The following is a 16,644-nucleotide window of genomic DNA, read 5'->3' on the forward strand; positions in this document are numbered from 1 at the left end:
ACTATTTTAAAACTGGAGCCTTTTCCACAATCCTGGTCACAAAGTTCATGGCCGATTGCTGGGCTTCATCTTCTTTCTTTGTCGTCGATTTTAATAGCATAAAGGTATGTAAATCCGAATCTGTTATCCAGACACTGGTGTTTGGAAACTGGCGGGCAACCGCCGCGATACCACGATCTGACAACACAAGACGTTTATGGTCATCAGGTGTGATTTCTCCAAACACTGTCGACATCACTTGGTCTCGGGTCGCCTGCAATAAACCAATGTTCCAATTTTTAAGGCTAGCGAAAACCGGCCCCATGTGCTGGGCCACAAAGCCATCGTTTGGATCTAAATAAAGACCCACCCGCGAAAACGCCTTTGTAAAATCATCCACTAACTGTGGAGTAAACTTTTTCCAGAATGTCGGGCCAAAATGTAAGCCCGGGCTATCGATAATCCCGACTTTTTTGGCGCGCGGAAAATATGGCTCAATGGTTTTTAAATGCACTAAGGCGCCGATGGCTCCGGCTGATGCGCCATAAACTGAAAGGCGCTCGACTTTGCCAAAATTCAGAATATTTTTTTTAGCTAAATGTTGAAATGTCAGGACAACATTGCGAAAGCCCTGATGATGAGTCGGAAACCCCTGATAATGAATCGTGTGATCTGCAGAAAACACATCACCGGTGCAATACGGCAGGTACAACGCAGAATCTTCACTGAATGGATGATCATTCCAAAAAAACATATCACTGGTCATGAAACTGTAAAACGGAACATTAGGTAGCGGGTGCATCCAGGTTCTAAATTTAATGCCGCCTAGGTCAACCCCAAAGCAGGTGCCAAAATCCCAGCAAGCACCACCACCCATAAATTCGATGAATAAATTTTTATTGCTGTTTTTTTTATCAACAAATACCGAGTAGGGTAAACCGTCTCCGCACACCGCCCCGGGGATTTCGATGCGATCCCAACTGCGTGCAAGAGTTGTTTGAGTAACTAAACTTACAAGAGCAAAAATGGCGATAAAAGATTTCATATACAAAAAGCCTAACCATAAAAAAACAATTAGACTAGTATTTTTGCTCTACTCGCAGCAAAAAATCTTAAATTTTCTGTCACGCCTCTATGAACGGCCTGCTTTTGAGGAAGGTTTACCCTGATGGCCACTGGATTTGTGGCGGGAACCGCCACTTTGGCCCCCGCTGCCACCGCCGCGACGCTGGTTACGACCACCGCCACCACCGCGACGATTGCGGTTACGGCCTGCGCCGCCGCGGCCGCCTCCGTTTTCTTGGGCCTCAAGCTTAGCTTTAGCTTTACCGACCGACATAAAAGCGGCCAGCTCAACTTCTTTAGAATGAAACGGCTGCTGCGTCACAACCGGAATAGTTTTACCAATGGACTTTTCAATATCACGGATAAATGACTTTTCTTCGATATCGACAAAAGAAATCGCAATCCCCGCACGGCCGGCACGAGCGGTACGGCCGATACGGTGAACATAGTTCTCTGGAATGTGTGGCACTTCAAAGTTAATCACATGGGTAATGTCATCAACGTCAATACCACGGGCAGCGATATCGGTCGCAATCAGAACACGGCAGTGGCCGGATCTGAATTCCTCTAAGGCACGCTGACGGGCCCCTTGTGATTTATCACCGTGAATTGCCGCAGAAGTGATCTTAATTTTTTGCAAGACCTCAGCCACGCGGTTGGCCCCGTGCTTGGTGCGGGTAAAAACAATCACCTTTTTAAACGCTTTATCCTGAAGGATATGTTTTAAAAGATCGCGCTTTTTAGGTTTATCGACGTACATCACCCACTGCTCTACTTTTTCTGCGGTACTTGATTCGGGAGTGATTTCTACTCTTGCCGGATTATTGAGGATCGATTCAGCAAGCTTTGCGATATCCTTTGGCATCGTCGCTGAGAAAAATAAATTATGACGCTGTTTCGGTAAGATTTTTAGAATTTTCTGAATATCAGCAATAAAGCCCATATCCATCATACGATCAGCCTCATCTAAGACAAAAGCCTGTACTTTATCCAAAAACACATGCTTTTGCTCTAACAGGTCAAATAGACGGCCCGGTGTCGCCACCAGCACATCAACGCCGTTTAAAAGCTCTTTGACCTGTGGCCCTTGGCCAACACCGCCGAAAATGACAGCTGTTTTAAGATCAAGGTAGCGGCCGTAGTCGACGAAGTTTTCATGAATTTGCAGAGCTAATTCACGCGTCGGCGCAAGCACCAGCACCAGCGCCTGGCGGTGGCGCGGGCGAATTTTGGATTGAGCTAAATTTTGCAATAATGGTAAGGCAAAAGCGGCGGTTTTACCGGTACCCGTCTGGGCACAGCCTAAAAGGTCACGCCCCTGTAAAAGAATAGGGATTGCTTGCTCCTGGATCGGAGTTGGTTTTTCGTAGCGGAGATCACGAAGCGCACGCTGAAGTGGCTCAATTAACTCTAAATCAGAAAACAGTTTAGTAGAAGCTGTCGTATCAGCCAAAGCCGAAGGCGAGGTATTTTCATTTTGCATAGAGGACTGTGATAAGCCCTCTACGGCAAAAGGACAAGTATTATCCCGAAAGGATATAAAAATAACTAGTTAAAGAAACTCTTGGTTTTTCTGATTTCAGAGACAAAATTCTTGATCTGATCCTGGACAAAATCCATCTTTTGGATCACCGAAGAAAAATCCTTTTCTTTGTCTTTTTCTTTCTTAACCACGAATTTTACGTCTTTTAAGGCCTGACGAGCGCCCTCAATCGAGAACTTGTCACGGTATAAAAGTTTACGGATCAAAAACGCATTTTCGACGTCTTTTTTAGTGTAAAAGCGTTGATTGTTAGACGCCTTTTTTGGTTTTAACAGTTCAAACTCCTGCTCCCAGTAACGAAGAACATATTGTTTGATTCCTAATAAATCAGCCACATCCCCGATCTTAAAACCAAAACGGTCCGGGATCGAAGCGATTTCCTGCATCAGCTGGTCATCAACTAAAACTGATGGAAACGCTTCAGCCTCTGCTTTTAGGTTTCTCTGTGTTTCAAGTGCTTCTTTTTCTTTAACTAAAGTAGAAGCTTCTTTTTCTAAAGCTTCCTCAGTTAAAAAATTATCTTCTAACTGCAGTTCAAACTCAGTCTGAAAAATTTCAAAATGAGCACCGTTTTTTGGGGTGTCAGGATTTCCCTGATTGTCGTTGCTATTCATCATCTTCCTCGTCTTCTTTGCCGATCAGATGTTCATACTCTTCACCATTCAACATGGCTTTAAGTACCTGACTGGGTCTGAAAGTTAAAACACGGCGGGCCGAGATTTTAATTTGCTCGCCGGTCTGCGGATTACGTCCGTTACGTTCGCTTTTGCCGCGCACGACGAAATTACCGAATCCAGAAATTTTAACTTTTTCGCCTTTGTGAAGAGTTTCTTTTAGCGAATTAAAAACAAGCTCTACAAGTTCACTGGCTTCTTTCTTAGAAAAGCCAATTTTCTCATAAACTTTTTCAACGATATCAGCTTTTGTGACCGTTGAATTTCCGATGTTTTGTCCTGCCATGGTAAACCATTCCTTTTGTCCATTTTTGATCTGCCTTCGGCAGACCCTATTTCTATTTGATCTGCTTCCAGCAGACCCTATACCAAAGGGTCACCCTCCCGGGTGTCCTATTTAGCCTATAGCTATCTTAAGTTAGCTCCAACAGATTTCTGCGCAGCTGTTACCACTTTTTGCGTAATTTCAGTGATTGCCGCCTCGGTTAAGGCCTGATCCTGACTGTGTAAACGCACACGTAACGCCACCGATTTCTGTCCCTGCGGAAGTTTATCGCCCTCGTAGACATCAAATACTGTCATAGATTGCAAGTTGGCCCCTACAGATTTTTTAACTTCTTTAGTTAAATCGCCCACCATCTTATCCGACGCCATTACAAATGCAAAATCGCGATCTACGGGTTGAAACGCAGAGACGGATTTGAATTTCGTCGGTCTTGGTTGGCCAGCTAACAATAAATCTAAATTAAGTTCAGCAATAGCAACCGGAACACGAATCTTTTCATCGGCTAAAATCACCGGATGTACTGTTCCGATATAACCAACAGCTTTACCCTCAACAACAATTGAAGCCCATTGGCCTTTGTGTAAATACGCCGGAGCCTCCCCGTTAGGGGCAACCGTGTAAGCTGAAATTTGTAAACTTTGAAATAAACTCTCAAGCGTTGATTTAATTTTATAAACCAAAGGATAGTTCTGTGAATACAAACCAAAGGCCTCTCCCCACACCGCCAACATCAATTTGCGTGTTTCTTTATAAGCTACTTCAGGACGAACCGAGTCGGTTACTTTAGAAAACGTAGAACCGATTTCAAATAACGAACCTGCATGATTACCGGCATGAAAATTTTCACGTACATTCTTCCAGACCGGATAGACCATTGAACGGCGCATGACATTTAGATCTTCGCTTAACGGATTACGCAGCTTAACCGCTTCTGCATCCATGGTAAGACCTAGTTTATTAAATAAATCCGCGCTGGTGATAAATTTGTTTTCTTCAGCTGCAGAAGTAAACGCATAGTTAAAGGCCTGATCATAACCTTCACCACGTAAAAATAAGGAAAGCTTTTGGGCACTTGTGTATTTTTCGTCGTGCTTTGCCGGTTCTGCCGCAAAAGCCGGAAGTGTCTCAGTGATATGCTCATACCCTTTAAGGCGGGCATACTCTTCGACTAAGTCCATATCGTGCTCTAAATCGAAACGGAATAACGGCGGTGTAATATGGTACTGCCCTTCGGCGATTTTTTCCACTTTGCAGTGAAGTCCGGTCATGTACTGTTCAAACAACTTGGCATCCGCCTGGTAACCTAAGCGATCTGTGATCGTTTGCACCGAAATCTTAATCTTCGACTTGGTCACTGGTTTTGGATAGATATCGTAATGATCACCCAACGCTTCACCACCGGCGACTTGTAAGATTAGATTTACCGCACGGTCCATAATTTCAAAAGTTTGACTCGGATCTACGCCGCGTGAAAAACGATACGCAGAATCAGTTTCAATACCATGCTGGCGCGATGACTTACGTACCGACATGGCTTTGAAATTTGCCGACTCTAAAAAGATATTCGTCGTGCTGTCATTGACACCCGAATGTAAGCCACCGATGACCCCGGCTAAAGCCACCGGGCCATTGCTGTCTGTAATTAATAATTCATCGCCTTTTAAAGTAACATCCTGCTCTTTTAAAGTTTTAAACTTTTCACCGACCTGGGCGTTACGGATCGTGATCGTTTGTTTGCCGATGAGGTTTGCATCAAATGCATGTAACGGTTGGCCCATCTCAAGCATCACGTAATTAGTCACATCAACCACGTTATTGATTGAGTTCATGCCAATTGATTCTAAGCGGCGCTTAAGCCATGCCGGTGATTCACCAATTTTTACACCAGTGATATAGCGGCCACAGTAACGCGGGCATAATTCAGAATTTTCTACAGAAAGTTTAATTTTTGTTTTGGTAGAATCCGTTGAAAACTTCTTTTGAACTTCAGGGTTTTTAACCGGTTTATTCAATAAACAGCCGATTTCACGCGCCAGACCGTAGTGCGATAAACAATCGGCTCTGTTCGGAGTCACTTTTAACTCAAAAATAATATCATCATGACCGCCGTATTTTGCAAACGATTCACCAACCGGCGCATCGGCAGGTAAAATCGCGATGCCGTCAGACTCAGTAGCAAGACCAAGTTCCTTGTAAGAACAAAGCATTCCGTTTGATTCCACATCACGCACTTTCGCTTTTTTAATGGCGAAGTTGCCAGGAAGTACTGCACCCGGAAGAGCCACAATCACTTTATCGCCCTGTTTGTGGTTTTGCGCACCACAAACGATTTGTTCAATTTTACCCGGAGCAATTTCAACCTGGCAAAGCGATAGCTTATCCGCGTTTGGATGTTTGTCCTTAACCTGGATATGACCAACAACAACGTTATTTAAGTCTTTGGCTTTATTCTGAATATCTTCAACCTCAAGACCAGCACGTGTTAACAAATCCGCAAGTGTTTGCGTATTGGTATAGAACTCAGTCACATCAACAAAATCATTTAACCACTGTAGAGAAATTTTCATAAATTTATTCCTGTCTAACTGCGCTTTTCCGCGTCGGCCCCTAGTTCTGAGAAAATTGTTTCAAAAAGCGCACATCGTTTTTGGGAAAATGACGGATGTCATCAACGCCATACTTGATTATGGCCATACGCTCAACACCGAAACCAAATGCAAAACCCTGCCACTCTGGATACGGCACTTTTGCACTTTCAAAAACTTTCGGGTTAATCAAACCACACCCGCCAATTTCGATCCAACCGGTCTGTTTACACAGCGAACAGCCTTTGCTTTTACAAATCGGGCACGAACAATCAACTTCTGCTGACGGCTCGGTAAAAGGGAAAAAGCTCGGGCGAAAGCGCGTTTTTAAACCCGGGCCGAAGAACTCACGCACAAAAAACGAGATCGTACCTTTAAGATCAGCCATCGAGATTTTTTTATCAACACACATACCTTCAATCTGGTGAAAGTTCGGAAGATGGGAAATATCGCTATCAACACGGAAAACCGGACCGGTACCGATCACGCGTAACGGTGGTTTTTCATTTTCAAGGGAATGAATCTGGATCGGAGATGTGTGCGTACGAAGTACATGCGTCTCATCAACAAAAAACGTATCCTGCATATCGCGCGCTGGATGATCCGGTGGGATATTTAACGCTTCAAAATTGTAATAATCTTTTTCAATTAATGGACCGGTACGTAATGAGTACCCGAGGCGGGCCATAATCGAGAAAATCTCGTTGGTAACTTTATAAATGGGATGTTCATGACCCATCTCATGCGCATTAACCGATAACGTTAAATCCAGTTTTTCATTTAACATTTTAGCATCGATTTCGGCTCTCTGCAGATTGGCCTCAATCCCTGAGTAAGCCGTTTCCAGTTCAGCCTTTACTTCATTAACCTGTTTTCCAAACAGTGGCTTTTCTTCTTTCGGAAGAGTGGCCATCATTTTCATGGCTTCAGTTAAAGCCCCGGTTTTACCCAAGTATTGAACTTTAAACTGATATAGCTCTTGTGAGTTTTTGCTCGAGTGAAAATCTTTTAGGGCTTTTTGCTTAATATCGATTAAATGCTGGTTTACCATCCGGTTATTATTCTAAATAATTTAAGTCTTTTCAAGCATTTAGCCCTGTGCTATGAATAGTTCCCTAAAGGATATATCGTGGCGCACAAAAATAAGGAAAACTACAGCCCGTACAAGGCTCGTAATGCATCAAAAATGGCCAAGACTTCACATGAAGATCTGAAAGGTAAGCATAAAAAGCCCGATCAGATCTTTACCGCCGCAGAAGCCAACGACCGCCTGCAAGACATCTTCCGCAACCACGACTTCAAATGCTCACATGACGAGCGCATGAAACTGGCCCGTTTTTACGAACTGCTGATGAAAAATCAGGAAAATCGCAATTTTACCCGCCTGCTCAAGCTCAGAGACGTGGCGATCAAACATTTTATCGATAGCCTGATTATCACCGAACTGGCCGAATTAAAGTTTCCCCTGATTGATGTCGGGACCGGTCCGGGCTTTCCCGGTATCCCACTTAAAATCAGATTCCCGAAAGAAAAGATCCTTCTGGGAGAAGGCGTGCAAAAGCGCGTCGAGTTTTTAAAAGAAGTGCGCGAAGATTTAAAATTGGAAAATTTAGACATCATCGGAAGAAACATCAACGAACACTTTGTCTACCCGGTTTATGGGGTTATCACACGCGCCGTTGAAGATATATCGAATACCTTACGCAACACCATGAGCTGTCTGCAGGAAGGTGGCGAAGTGTATTTTATGAAAGGGCCTGGCGTAGATCCTGAGATCAAAAAAGCTTTAGAAGAATTTTCAGAATACTTCGAACTTAAAGCCGATATCAGTTATGACTTACCCAAAACGGATAACCATAGACGCTTAGTGATTTTTAAAAAGATCAAAAATGCACCTTTACCGGAAGACGACGACAACGACATTCTCCTGAATGATTCGTTCTAGGAACAGCCATGAAAAAAGACGCGCAAACAATTACCTCTAAAGATAATCCGCTCTTTAAAAAATTGCGTTTATTGCTTTCTGCAAAAGGCATCAAAGAGCACAAATTATTTTTCTTGATGGGCGACAAACTCATCAAAGAATTTACCAAATCAAAAAACAAAGCATTTAAAGTCCATTTAGTGGTTTGCTCTGAAAAATATTCGGCGAAATTTCCGTTTAACACCATCACTCTTTCGCAGGACCTATTTAACGAATTAGACGTTCTGGGTACCCACTACCCGTTGTTCGTGCTTGAAGCCGATGATTTTCCAACCATCGATTTAAAACAAAAACCTGAAGGTATCGAAGTGGTGCTTCCGATAGGCGATCCGCGCAACTTAGGTGCTCTTGCACGATCGGCCGTGGGTTTTGGCATTAATAAAATCATTTTGACTCAGGAAGCCTGCCACCCGTTTCTTCCGCATTCGGTTAAAGCTTCTGCGGGCGCAGTTTTAAAAGCTGAGTTTTTCACTGCCGGACTAAAAACCAATGAACTGACCATCACTGGCGAAAACTTTGCTCTTGAACTTGAAGGAACTGACATTGCTACACAAAAATGGCCGAAAGACTTCAGACTGTGGCTAGGCGAAGAAGGCCCGGGACTTCGTCTCGAACCGGATCAGATAAAAAAAATGAAGTTTATTAATATCCCGACCCATAGCATTGAATCTCTTAACGCAAGCGTGTCGGCAGCCATCTCATTCTGGGAGATCAAAAAACATCGCCAATAATTCCCAGCGAAAGCTAAATCTTAATAACTTTTAATCATCCACACTTTGTAAAAAGCTTCTAAGACGATTTTTAATGACATTTTGCTCTGTCCGACACGGCGGTCTTCAAAAATAATCGGTGATTCATAAATCTTATAACCGTTCTTTAACGCCTTGTACTTAAGCTCGATCTGAAATGAATAGCCGTTAGACTGGATACTTGAAAGATTAATTTTTTCTAAAACTTCTTTTCTCCAGCAGTTAAACCCGCCGGTCCAGTCACGTAATGGATACCCCAGAATCAGACGCGAATATAAACTGCCGCCGCGAGAGATAATCTTACGGATCACGCCCCAGTTTACGGTTCCGCCGCCTTTTACATATCGTGAGCCGATCACCACGTCGTGCTGGTCAATTAGAGCCAGGATCTCGTCCAGGTGATGAGGCGCATGTGAAAAATCGGCGTCCATTTCAGTAAGAACGTCGTAATTGTTTTTTAAACCCCACGCAAAACCGGCTAAATAGGCTTTGCCTAATCCCTGCTTGGCCGCACGCACTAACACATGCACGCGTTTTTCAGTTTTAGAAAACTCTTCAACAAATTTAGCGGTTCCATCCGGCGAGCTATCATCAACGACCAGCACGTCGAAGTTTTGTTTTAACTGCATCAGCACCGGCAAAAGGGCTTTCATATTTTCAAGTTCGTTATAGGTCGGAATAATGACTAATTTTCTCATGTTGTAATATCCAATTATTTTAGTTTACAGGAATCAGTTCAGCAGCAAGTTCAGGCGATGTCGGCTTTTCATTCCATAGGCTTAAAACATAGCCGCCACTTCCTGAGCCGGTCAGTTTGCAGGCGAGTGCCCCGGCATTTTTAAGTTTTTGCATATGCTGTTCAACCGGCGCAGGCACCAGATCCCAGCTTTCAAAACAGCTCTGGGCTTTGTTTAAATGGCTAATCCATTGTTCCTGAGTCCACTCAAAGCGCGACTGGATAAAATCCTGCACCACTGATTTCATACGCTCATCGATGGCTTCGGCTTCAGACGGTTTTTCGCTGATCAGATTTTTAACCTTATTCACACAATCCTTGGTTACCCCGCGCTGGCCGGTATACGATAAATACAACAGCGGTAACTGTTTAAAATCGAAGTACACGATGTCTTTGTTTTTTTCGTAAATTAATGGCTTTTGGTGAAGTGCCACGGCCACATCTAGACCACTGCTTTCGCCATGAAACAGATCTTCTAATTTTTTGGCAAATAAAAACGGATCTGTTTTTAAAACACCCAGATGCTGAAAGAACAACGTTAATCCGACCGATAAAGTCGCCGATGCGCCCATACCGGCACCGAATTGAATATGCGAATAAATCTTCAATTCACCTTTAAGATCAGAACGTTTTATGCCCAGCTCTACCAGAGCTCGCTCCATAACTGACCAGATAAATAACTCAAGATCTGATGCACAAAGACCGGCAATCTGAATTTTAAATTCAGATGGATTATTGAAATAAGAAAAACTTAAAAAACGCGAGCGCAGCGGAAACACAATCGCCTTGCTCCCGCGAAGCACAGCGTGCTCACCGAATAAAATCCATTTACCCGGAACTTCAATCTGCCAATCTGATTTTACAGCCTCTGCATTTGCGCTCATAATTAGTCTTTACGGTTTTGATAACCGTCATCAGTCCACAGGTTGAATTGTTTGTTAAAGTAGGTGGCGTATTTTGTGTACGCATCGGCCTGATTAGCTCTGAACAGCAAATGAATGTTACTGCCGGCATCCATCGTTACAACCGGACCATCGCCGTCTTTATGCCACAGTGCTAATATCTGTGATAGCGCATCAAAGCCAGCGCCATTTAAGTACATAAAGGCCGGGCTCGAGGTATGAAACAGCATATGCATATCCCAGAACTCATTCCAGCAGATTTCAAAAATATTTTTCCATTGCTCTTCGGGTTTGCGTAAAGCGGTAATCAATTTCTGCAAACGGTCTGCTGCACGCTCTGGGCGGCCTTTAAATAAATCAGATGTTAACACCTGAACATGGGCCTGGCTTGAAGAAACGGTTTTCTTAGTCTCATCACAAAGAATCACCATATGCTTTAGTTCTTGCACCGGAAACTTAATTTCTTCAGCACCTGCCTCATGCCATAACGACCAAGGAGAAAAAAATGAACGGCAAGATGAGCCCGACCCTTTTTGCGAAAGCTTTGCTAACTCTTTCGGTAAATAACGAGCCCCCGCAGCTTTATGGGCCACCATTGTCAGCGCAGCAAAACTGCTGGCCGAGCTGGCCAAGCCGCAGTCTGACGGAAAATTATTGGCTGATTCAATTTCGAAGAACCCGTTGAGTTTAAATTCAGATTTAAGCCTGGCAAAAAAATCCAAAAACTTTTTCTGGCCTTTTTCAGATAGTTCGATCGGCAGCAAATCTTCACGCTTTAACGGTTGCCACTGATCAGCCTTAAGTTCGGGGTTTAGTTTTATACGGATAAACGTGCGCAGGTTATTCAGTGTCCAAGATAACGAAGAGTTCGTTGGGCGATTATTAACCGAATCGGTTTTACCCATATACTTAATCAGCGCGATATTAGAAGGCGCGCTGGCTTCAAACCAAATATTCGGCAAAATCTGCGTGTTAGACATCCGGCAAATCCTAACAAAAGCCGGCTAAATTGACAAAGGACCATTTACCAAATGTGAGGAATCCGCTTGAAACTTTAACCCAGGTATCTTCAGAGCAGAAATCTGGGCTAAAACGCTCTGTTTTTGCTCTTTTGCGACCAGAATAATGATCACGTCAGCTCCTAAAGCACCACAGGGCTTAACCTGTATCCCCGAAATTCGCTCTTCTAAATGAGATTTTAATTGTAGAACTTCGGGCGCAGTTAACCCTAATTGCTCAAGATTTTTGCTCCAGCCATAAAGGGCCGCTTTAAACTGCGAAGCCACACCGGACTTAAACGCCGTGATAACTTCGTTGCTGGGGGCCACCAAGCCCGCGCAGAGTTTACGATCCAGCGCCGCTAGATGCTCGTGAGTCTTAACTTTAAGTCCGGTAGAAAATATCAAAAAATCCAGGTCAGAAAAATGCCAACTTAAGCTTTCTACCTTTGGTGATGCTGCCGATAAATCGATATGACTAATGCCGCCCACAAGTTGGGTCACAAGATCTGCACCACTTGGTTTTTGTTCTTGGCGTTCGCGGTAAAGTTCCAGATAAGTCGAAAAAATATCAGCCAAAGTCCGCGAAGCCTGCGGGTTTGAGAAATAACTGAAGATAAACTCGGCGGTGCTGGCGCCAAACCCACCCACCCCATAGGGATTGGTTAACTCATGTGCAAAATTAAATAACTGATTCTTACGTAGGTATAAACCGGCCGGACTGTCCGGATGGAAGGTGTGTTTTGCAAAATTTAACGATATTGAAAAAACGGGACTTGTCGCAAGTCCCAGGCAAGAACCTCCTGATAAAACAGCGTACTCGCCGACCAGAAAGGTTTTACCCGGAACCGTAAATTTATCCGGATTAAATTTCAGATTTTTTTCTAAGCTCATTCAAGACTTCGACGGCATTAGCCAAAGAAATTCTTTTTCTTAAAGCTAAAATTTCCTCTAACTTTTTAACAACAAAAGGCATTTCTTTCTCGGTCGCACCTGCACCCAGCGATAAATTCTTGATATGCAGTTTCATATGGCCTTCAATAATACCGACAGTCGTTAGGGCACGCAAGGCCCCTAAGTTTTGCACCAGACCGACAGCGGCTATAATGCGTGATAATTCAGAAGCCGAATTCACACCTAAAATTTTAAGACCAAGTTTTGCTGTTGGGTGAAGCGCAGTGACCCCGCCAACGGTACCGACTACCAACGGTGCAACAAATTCACCGGTTAGTTCAGTACCGGCTGCACGCCATTTAGTAATTGATTTATAACGGCCGTCACGGGCCGCAAACGCATGAATACCAGCCTCAACGGCACGCCAGTCATTACCGGTGGCGATTAAAATTGGATCGATTCCGTTTAGCACACCTTTGTTATTGGTCGCTGCACGGTACGGGTCAAGCTCAGCAAAACGTGAAGCCTCTTCGATTTTAAGTGCTAATTCCGGATCTACGTTTTTCATGCGTACAACGGCTTTAGTCAGTTTGGTATCAACTAAGTTTGAAAGGATACACATCGTAACCTTTTCAGAGGTAAACTGCTCTAATGGCTGTTTTAAAAACTCACAGACCTGATTAATGATATTTGCACCCATCGCATCACAAGGATCCATCATGATGTGCACAACACCCATAAAATGACCATCTTCTCGGTCGATGATTCGTACAGTTAAATCTTTAACACCGCCGCCGCGGTTAACTAAACCGAAAGCCACCTCTCGGTTGGCCAAATCAATAAGATAGTTTTTTTGCTGGAAAATTTGTTTCTTAAAATCTTCGGGAGATTTAACTTTGGCAAACTGGATCTGACCGATGATGTCGTGGCCGACTACTTCGGTGGTAATCGTTCCGTGTTCACGGATCCATTTTGCGGTCTTACTGGCCGCTGCGACAATTGAGGTTTCTTCAACGGCCATCGGAATGACATAGTCTTTACCATCAACATTAAAGTTAGTGGCCACCCCCATCGGGATCTGAAAATATCCTAAGACATTTTCGATAAACTTTTCACCAAGATCGATTGTTTGCAGGCCGCCGTTAGCTAAATACGATATCTCATCCGCGTTTAATACGCCGGCTTTTTTAAGTGCCTGCAAACGTTCGTTATAGTTCAGCTTAGAGAAGCCTTTAAATAGTTCCGTTAACATACCAAACCTTTTTTTTAGATAATTCTTTTATAGATGCGACACCGACGCCGAATAAAGCTACTTTTAATTCGTAGTCAAAGCGGTTCATCACATCTTTTACATGCTGATCAGACTCGATCGCCGCTTTCATCAACGGCTGGGCAATACCTACGGCACGCGCCCCTAAGGCTAAACATTTTAATGAATCTACGCCCGTGCGGATTCCGCCCGAGGCCCAGAACTGATATCTTTTGGTTAAAGTTTTACACTGCATCAAGCTTTCAACTGCGCTAAAGCCCCAGTCTTTAAATGCAGTACTTGCATCCGCAAGAAGTCCAGCATCAGTTTGATCGCGCAAGCCTTCAAGCAGGCCCCAGTGAGTTCCACCTTTACCGGCCACATCGATCACATCAACACCGGCAAACAATAATTTTTGCGCCGTTGTTTTAGAAATACCGTAACCGACTTCCTTGATCAAAACCGGAACCGGCGACGCTTTACAAAGTTTTTTGATCGCATTTAATCCGTTTTTAAAATTGGCCTGATCTTTATTCTGAAAAGCTTCTTGCAGCGGATTTAAATGAACATAGATACCCAGCGCTTCAACTGAATCAGTCAGCTTTACGATCTCAGCTGTCGGTTGCTGGATTAATTCTTCTAATCCGATATTAGAAACAAACTGCGTTTTTGGAGACTGCGATTTGATCGTCTTCCACTCGAATGCAGCCTGGGCATCCGTTAGTTCGCGGCGCTGCGAACCAACGGCCATCAGCCAGTTGTTCTCTGCAGCAGCTTTTGCCAGACGAAGGTTGATCACTTTGCTGTTCTGATGTCCTGCCGTCATCGAACTGACAAAATGTGGAGATGCAAACTGGTAACCTAGTAGTTTTGTTTCTAGCGATACATCCGATAAGTTAATTTCAGGCAAAGCCTCGTGAACAAGTTTTATAGTTTCAAAATGCGAAGCCGTCTGCGCCTGAGTTCTTGGATCAAGAGCCAGATTGATATGAGCTTTTTTTCTTTGCTCGAAATCCGTGTATTTATCGGAGTGTTTATCCGTATAGTTTGCAGACATGGTGAGAGAGTAGCCCTAAGTAAAAAAAAAGGCGAGATCTCTCTCGCCTTTTGCAATTTATTTAATCAATAAATCAGCTTATTTGATCGCGTGCTGGCACAGAGCAGTAAATGCTGTAGCGTCAGTGATCGCGATATCAGATAGAACTTTACGGTCTAAAGTGATACCCGCTTTGATTAATCCACCGATTAAGCGAGAGTACGTTGTACCGTTGATACGAGCTGCCGCATTGATTCTTTGAGTCCAAAGCATACGGAAGTTACGTTTCTTCATTTTTCTGTGTTTGTAAGCGAACGCCATACCACGGTCATTTTTTTCAACCGCGTGAGTGTATGAGCGCGAACCTGCTGAGTAGTAACCTTTTGTTCTTTTTAAAACTTTTTTGTGACGACGACGATTTGTCATCCCCGATTTTACACGTGCCATGAGCTACTCCTCTTAGAAACCAAATTGGCGCTTAACTTGAAGCATGTTTGAATCATTAACCAATACCGTTTGGCCTAAATGACGTTTAGTTTTTGAACTCATGTGTGAGTTCAAGTGGCGCATTTTTGTTTGTTTGCGTTTTACTTTTCCAGAGGCAAGAACGCGCATGCGCTTCTTTGCACCAGAGTGCGTTTTCATTTTAGACATAGTCTAACCTTCCTCCAACAGGGCGGATATTCAAAATGAACATCTCTTGTTTGCTCAGCTGTTAGCCTTAATTTGAAGCGATAAATTAAGCCAACTCCCGCTCTCTGGCAAGCTTATTGTGATCAGCCTCCGGCTGACCTTACCCTAAAGAGCCGCCCATCGCCTCCTTATTAGGCAGCCCCCTGGGCCTTAAGCTGGATTAAAAAGTTTTAACCCCCCTTTAATTTCGATTTAAAGCCAAGCCCCTACACTTAAAGCTGCGGGAATTATCCCGGCTAAACAAGAATCTTGTGCCAAGAGGCACTGAAAAGGAACCCTATGAAAATCGCTTCATCAATCATCGTGGCATTATTCGCAGTTTCTGCGTTGGCTAACCCTACAGCTCCTGCAGCTGCTGCTAAAGCTCAAGAGCACGCTAAAGCTGCAACTACACACGCTGCTGCTACTACTAAAGAAGTAAAAGCTGCTGCTACAACGGCTGCTACTTCAGCTACAACTGAAGTTAAAGAAGCTGCAAAAACAGCTGAAACCGCAGTAACTACGCCAGTAAAAAAAGCTAAGAAAAAAGCTGCCGCTGCCGCCGAAGCCGTAAAAGCTGAAGAGAAAAAAGAAGAAACTAAGCACTAGTTTTAAGCTTTAACCCAAAAAGGTTAATTCTTAAAAAACCCTCTGGTTATGCCAGGGGGTTTTTCGTTTTTAATTGGTTGTGGCTTCCCCGCCACATGCAAATTGTTCACAACTATAATCTCCCCTCAACAATTACCGGTTCTTAAGTTATCACCACAGCCGTTAAAAAAACGTCCAATTTTTTAGGGGATACCATGTTTAAAGCCGGCGTCATCGCATTTATCATTATTTTCTTACAGGTCACGACTTTTGCCTGCGACTGGAAAGCCATCAGCCCTAGTTTTTTTAAAGCGTTAAATGCGCAGTCGAATGTTTTTCAGCTTTGCCAGACTCTTCAGGATAATGCCGCTGAAAAAATCGCAACAATCGGCTGTATCAATGACAAAACCTATATGGTCTTTTATTCGAAAAATTCGGTGTATATGCAAACTTCGACCAATACTCGCAATCACATCTTAACCCGCTGCTGGAGAGAGGGCACCGTGAACGCATCCTGTGAAGCCACTGTGGATCCGATCAAGTGCCAGTCTTGGGATTTAGACACTTATTGATTTTTTAAAAAAGCGACAAAAATAGTTACTAAGCCACTCCACGAGTGGCTTATTTTTTTTAAAGCCATCAAAAGTTAGACAGCTCACTGTCAGAATCATTACAGTTGAAAATGAAAGTTCAAAAACGCTATA

Annotated in this window: 18 protein-coding genes; 4 read left to right on the top strand and 14 right to left on the bottom strand. The window is 43.6% G+C overall.

Annotated elements, in window-relative coordinates; genetic code table 11:
* Window position 1 precedes the first annotated feature (1 nt).
* The 6 genes from AC04MM_RS13315 to pheS all read right to left on the bottom strand — a co-directional run bounded on the left by AC04MM_RS13315 (window position 2) and on the right by pheS (window position 7,183).
* Complete coding sequence (locus tag AC04MM_RS13315; protein ID WP_475380865.1) at window positions 2-1,024, bottom strand: pectin acetylesterase-family hydrolase; 1,023 nt, start codon at window positions 1,022-1,024, stop codon at window positions 2-4.
* 87 nt (window positions 1,025-1,111) lie between these two features.
* Window positions 1,112-2,527 (bottom strand): DEAD/DEAH box helicase, encoded by a 1,416-nt coding sequence (locus AC04MM_RS13320; RefSeq protein WP_475380866.1) that lies wholly within the window; start codon window positions 2,525-2,527, stop codon window positions 1,112-1,114.
* A 65-nt stretch (window positions 2,528-2,592) separates the two neighbouring features.
* Window positions 2,593-3,204, bottom strand: coding sequence for a MerR family transcriptional regulator (locus AC04MM_RS13325; RefSeq protein ID WP_475380867.1), 612 nt, complete (start codon window positions 3,202-3,204; stop codon window positions 2,593-2,595).
* The gene (locus tag AC04MM_RS13330) at window positions 3,194-3,547 is read right to left on the bottom strand and encodes an integration host factor subunit alpha (RefSeq protein WP_475380868.1); all 354 of its coding nucleotides are present in this window, start codon (window positions 3,545-3,547) and stop codon (window positions 3,194-3,196) included. The genes AC04MM_RS13325 and AC04MM_RS13330 overlap by 11 nt, the downstream gene beginning before the upstream one ends.
* A 122-nt stretch (window positions 3,548-3,669) precedes the next feature.
* Window positions 3,670-6,114: a phenylalanine--tRNA ligase subunit beta gene (gene pheT, locus AC04MM_RS13335; protein WP_475380869.1), complete on the bottom strand. Its 2,445-nt coding sequence runs from the start codon at window positions 6,112-6,114 to the stop codon at window positions 3,670-3,672.
* Between the two features lie 40 nt (window positions 6,115-6,154).
* Window positions 6,155-7,183 carry a phenylalanine--tRNA ligase subunit alpha gene (gene pheS / locus AC04MM_RS13340; protein ID WP_475380870.1) on the bottom strand — a complete coding sequence of 343 codons (1,029 nt, stop codon included), beginning with the start codon at window positions 7,181-7,183 and terminating at the stop codon, window positions 6,155-6,157.
* Between the two features lie 78 nt (window positions 7,184-7,261).
* Here pheS and rsmG point away from each other — a divergent pair, with 78 nt between their 5' ends.
* Both rsmG and AC04MM_RS13350 read left to right on the top strand, forming a co-directional pair.
* A complete protein-coding gene (rsmG, locus tag AC04MM_RS13345; protein WP_475380871.1) occupies window positions 7,262-8,077 on the top strand; it encodes a 16S rRNA (guanine(527)-N(7))-methyltransferase RsmG in 816 nt (271 codons plus the stop codon).
* An 8-nt stretch (window positions 8,078-8,085) separates the two neighbouring features.
* Window positions 8,086-8,847, top strand: coding sequence for a TrmH family RNA methyltransferase (locus tag AC04MM_RS13350; protein WP_475380872.1), 762 nt, complete (start codon window positions 8,086-8,088; stop codon window positions 8,845-8,847).
* A 20-nt stretch (window positions 8,848-8,867) separates the two neighbouring features.
* On the opposite strand, the gene AC04MM_RS13355 is transcribed toward AC04MM_RS13350, so the two are convergent.
* The 8 genes from AC04MM_RS13355 to rpmI form a co-directional block, all read right to left on the bottom strand.
* Window positions 8,868-9,563, bottom strand: a complete 696-nt coding sequence (locus tag AC04MM_RS13355; protein ID WP_475380873.1) for a polyprenol monophosphomannose synthase — start codon at window positions 9,561-9,563, stop codon at window positions 8,868-8,870.
* Window positions 9,564-9,582: 19 nt separating this feature from the next.
* Window positions 9,583-10,485 carry a mevalonate kinase family protein gene (locus AC04MM_RS13360; protein ID WP_475380874.1) on the bottom strand — a complete coding sequence of 301 codons (903 nt, stop codon included), beginning with the start codon at window positions 10,483-10,485 and terminating at the stop codon, window positions 9,583-9,585.
* 2 nt (window positions 10,486-10,487) lie between these two features.
* On the bottom strand, window positions 10,488-11,483 hold the full coding sequence (locus tag AC04MM_RS13365; RefSeq protein ID WP_475380875.1) for a diphosphomevalonate decarboxylase: 996 nt from the start codon (window positions 11,481-11,483) through the stop codon (window positions 10,488-10,490).
* 24 nt (window positions 11,484-11,507) lie between these two features.
* Window positions 11,508-12,395, bottom strand: coding sequence for a hypothetical protein (locus AC04MM_RS13370; protein ID WP_475380876.1), 888 nt, complete (start codon window positions 12,393-12,395; stop codon window positions 11,508-11,510).
* A complete protein-coding gene (locus tag AC04MM_RS13375; RefSeq protein WP_475380877.1) occupies window positions 12,367-13,647 on the bottom strand; it encodes a hydroxymethylglutaryl-CoA reductase, degradative in 1,281 nt (426 codons plus the stop codon). The genes AC04MM_RS13370 and AC04MM_RS13375 overlap by 29 nt, the downstream gene beginning before the upstream one ends.
* Window positions 13,628-14,701: a type 2 isopentenyl-diphosphate Delta-isomerase gene (gene fni, locus AC04MM_RS13380; protein WP_475380878.1), complete on the bottom strand. Its 1,074-nt coding sequence runs from the start codon at window positions 14,699-14,701 to the stop codon at window positions 13,628-13,630. The genes AC04MM_RS13375 and fni overlap by 20 nt, the downstream gene beginning before the upstream one ends.
* 78 nt (window positions 14,702-14,779) lie before the next feature.
* A complete protein-coding gene (rplT, locus tag AC04MM_RS13385) occupies window positions 14,780-15,127 on the bottom strand; it encodes a 50S ribosomal protein L20 (protein WP_475380879.1) in 348 nt (115 codons plus the stop codon).
* Window positions 15,128-15,139: 12 nt separating this feature from the next.
* Complete coding sequence (rpmI, locus tag AC04MM_RS13390; protein ID WP_475380880.1) at window positions 15,140-15,334, bottom strand: 50S ribosomal protein L35; 195 nt, start codon at window positions 15,332-15,334, stop codon at window positions 15,140-15,142.
* 318 nt (window positions 15,335-15,652) lie between these two features.
* On the opposite strand from rpmI, the gene AC04MM_RS13395 reads away from it, so the two are divergent.
* Both AC04MM_RS13395 and AC04MM_RS13400 read left to right on the top strand, forming a co-directional pair.
* Window positions 15,653-15,961 carry a hypothetical protein gene (locus AC04MM_RS13395; protein WP_475380881.1) on the top strand — a complete coding sequence of 103 codons (309 nt, stop codon included), beginning with the start codon at window positions 15,653-15,655 and terminating at the stop codon, window positions 15,959-15,961.
* Window positions 15,962-16,155: 194 nt separating this feature from the next.
* The gene (locus tag AC04MM_RS13400) at window positions 16,156-16,512 is read left to right on the top strand and encodes a hypothetical protein (RefSeq protein WP_475380882.1); all 357 of its coding nucleotides are present in this window, start codon (window positions 16,156-16,158) and stop codon (window positions 16,510-16,512) included.
* The last annotated feature ends 132 nt before the right edge of the window (window positions 16,513-16,644 follow it).

This window comes from Bdellovibrio sp. SBM16, assembly GCF_056175625.1.